Source organism: Paracoccus marinus, from assembly GCF_007018965.1.
GTDB lineage: Bacteria > Pseudomonadota > Alphaproteobacteria > Rhodobacterales > Rhodobacteraceae > Paracoccus > Paracoccus marinus.
On sequence record NZ_VJYZ01000034.1, the window covers coordinates 1 to 2,765 of the forward strand.

A 2,765-nucleotide genomic window follows, 5' to 3' on the forward strand; every position below is an offset into this window, starting at 1 on the left:
ATCCCTCGAGACCCATGATTCAGATTTTCAGGGCGAAGGGAATCCCAAGCGAGTCAGAAATCAAGGCGATTGGTATTATACGGCGGAACCCTTGGTCCAGCAGGCAATCCACCAGCCTCGAGGAGCCGGCCCCAACATCGACGATGGCCGCATCCTTGCCCGCGCCTGTCTCCGCTATGAGGTCGAGCGATACCTGCGGACGGTCCTCGAACCAGCTTGTCTCAGCCTCCTCCTTGCTCCGGTAGACGCCTTCCCAGTGGTTCGGTTCTTCGGACATCGTCAGCCCTTTACAGCTCGATCCGCCGCAGTCGCAGCGCGTTCGTGATCACCGACACCGACGACAGGCTCATCGCCGCCGCCGCGATCATCGGGGACAGCAACATCCCCGTGAGCGGGTAGAGCAGCCCCGCAGCGACCGGCACTCCGAGAGTGTTGTAGGCGAAGGCGAAGAACAGGTTCTGCTTGATGTTGCGCACGGTGGCGCGAGCCAGCTTGCGCGCCCGGACGATGCCCATCAGGTCGCCGCCCAGCAGGGTGATCCCGGCGCTTTCCATCGCCACATCGGCCCCCGTACCCATGGCGATGCCGACATCGGCGGCAGCGAGCGCGGGCGCGTCGTTAACCCCATCGCCCGCCATCGCGATCTTGTGGCCGTCGCGGCGCAACTGGTCGATCAGATCCTTCTTGGCTTCGGGCAGGACGCCGGCGCGCACCTCGTCGATTCCGAGCTTGCCCGCCACCGCCTGCGCCGTGCGCTCATTGTCGCCCGTCGCCATGATCACCCGAAGCCCCAAGGCGTGAAGTTCCCTGATCGCCTGCGCGGTCGAGTCCTTTATCGGGTCGGCCACCGCCACGATCCCGGCAAGCATGCCATCCACAGCGATGAACATCGCCGTCTTGCCCCCGGCGCGCAGGATGTCGGCCTTTGCTTCGACGGCGCCCGTGTCCAATCCCATCTCCCGCATCATCGCAGCGTTTCCGAGCGCCACCGCGCGTCCGCCAACTCTGCCGCGCACGCCCTTTCCGGTGACGGCCTCGAAGTCGGTCGCCTCCTGACGCGGCGCACCCCGTGCCTCGGCGCCCTCGACGATCGCCTCGCCCCGGACGCGATCGAGACGTAGCCGCTTTCGCGCCTCCAGCCCTACGCGAAGAACGCGAAGGCGCATGGCGCGGACCAGGTCGCCAAGATCGCCGCCAGCATGGCGGAGTTCGGCTGGACCGTGCCCTGCCTCGTCGCTGAAGACGGGGAACTGATCGCGGGGCACGGGCGCGTGCTGGCCGCAACGCAGCTGGGGCTGACCGAAGCGCCGGTGATCGTGCTGGGCCACCTGACCGAGGCGCAGCGGCGGGCGTATCGCATCGCGGACAACAAGCTGACCGAACTTGGGACCTGGGACGAGGCGCTGCTGTCGGCCGAACTGAACGACCTGCTGGCCGAGGATTTCGACCTGTCGCTGGTCGGGTTTTCCGATGGCGAACTCGACAAGCTGCTGGCGTTCGATCCGGAATCGGGCAGTGAAGAAGAGGGTGGCGCCGGGGGCTCCGTGCCTCCGGTGACCATCCCGGAGCCGCCGCGTAACCCTGCGTCGCGGACCGGCGACCTGTGGATCCTCGGGGACCATCGGTTGCTGTGCGGCGACAGCACCAGCGCTGCCGACGTGCGCCGCCTGATGAATGGCGAGCGGGCGATCCTGTTCGCGACGGACCCGCCGTATCTCGTGGACTATGACGGCTCGAACCACCCGACCCGCAACAAGGACTGGTCGGCGTCCTACGGCACGACCTGGGACGACAGTTCGCAGGGGGCCGAGCTTTACGATGGTTTCATCGCTGCGGCCGTGGCCGAGGCCATCACCGAGGATGCGGCCTGGTACTGCTGGCACGCCTCCCGCCGCCAGGCGATGCTGGAAGCCTGCTGGGAAAAGGCGGGCGCCTTCGTCCATCAGCAGATCATCTGGGTAAAGGATCGCGGTGTCCTGACCCGCTCGCACTATCTCTGGAAGCATGAGCCCTGCTTCATGGGCTGGCGCCGTCCGAACCGCCCGCCGAAGGTGGCCGAGCAGACTCTCCCCTCGACGTGGGAGATGCCGTCCTTCTCCAAGGACGAGCGCCCCGACCACCCCACGCCGAAACCGCTCGACGCATTCGGAATCCCGATGCGCCAGCATGTGGCGCGGGGCGGCCTCTGCTACGAGCCGTTCTCAGGCTCCGGCTCCCAGATCATGGCGGGCGAGGCCAATGGCCGTCGCGTCTTCGCGATGGAAATCAGCCCGGCCTATGTCGATGTGGCCGTGGAGCGCTGGCAGGCCGAGACCGGCCGCGAGGCAATCGTCGATGGCGACGGTCGGACCTTCGCGCAGTTGAGAACCGAGCGGCTGAGCGACGGTGCCGAAGCCCCGGCCGACGCGCCGGACACGGACGCCGCCCCCGAACCCGCGCGAAAGCGAAAGACTACAGCATGAAGCAATCGCGCCTCATGTCGCTGGTCGAGTCCGTCACCAACGTCATCATCGGCTACGGCGTCGCCGTCGTCACGCAGATCCTGATCTTTCCGATCTTCGGCTTGCACACAACGCTGGAGCAGAATCTGCAGATGGGCGCGGTCTTCACCGTGGTGAGCATCGCGCGGTCCTTCGCCCTGCGACGGCTGTTTGAGGCGGTCCGGATCGCGTCAAATCAGAGCCGATTTGGACTTGCCCGGCTTTTGTGGAGAGCGTTTAGCTCACTTCGCGGGCCTTTCGCTCGAAGGCGATGGGGCTCTGGAA

At 66.4% G+C, this 2,765-nt stretch carries 2 protein-coding genes and 2 pseudogenes; 2 read left to right on the plus strand and 2 right to left on the minus strand.

What is annotated here, in order from left to right:
- Nucleotides 1-19: 19 nt before the first annotated feature.
- A complete protein-coding gene (locus FNF32_RS14905) occupies nucleotides 20-277 on the minus strand; it encodes a hypothetical protein (RefSeq protein ID WP_131675455.1) in 258 nt (85 codons plus the stop codon).
- Between the two features lie 10 nt (nucleotides 278-287).
- Nucleotides 288-1,097, minus strand: a pseudogene (locus FNF32_RS14910) (HAD-IC family P-type ATPase); the annotation flags it as partial.
- A gap of 12 nt (nucleotides 1,098-1,109) precedes the next feature.
- Between FNF32_RS14910 and FNF32_RS14915 the strand changes: the two are divergent.
- Together FNF32_RS14915 and FNF32_RS14920 are read left to right on the plus strand one after the other, a co-directional pair.
- A pseudogene (locus tag FNF32_RS14915) lies at nucleotides 1,110-2,462 on the plus strand (site-specific DNA-methyltransferase).
- Nucleotides 2,459-2,765, plus strand: a 307-nt coding sequence (locus tag FNF32_RS14920) for a DUF7220 family protein (protein ID WP_425467915.1), incomplete at its 3' end; no start/stop codon positions are given. The pseudogene FNF32_RS14915 and the gene FNF32_RS14920, both read left to right, overlap by 4 nt.

What these genes read in the sequence shown, in the direction of transcription:
- FNF32_RS14905 (WP_131675455.1), bottom strand. Translation starts at nt 277, where the DNA reads ATGTCCGAAGAACCGAACCACTGGGAAGGCGTCTACCGGAGCAAGGAG.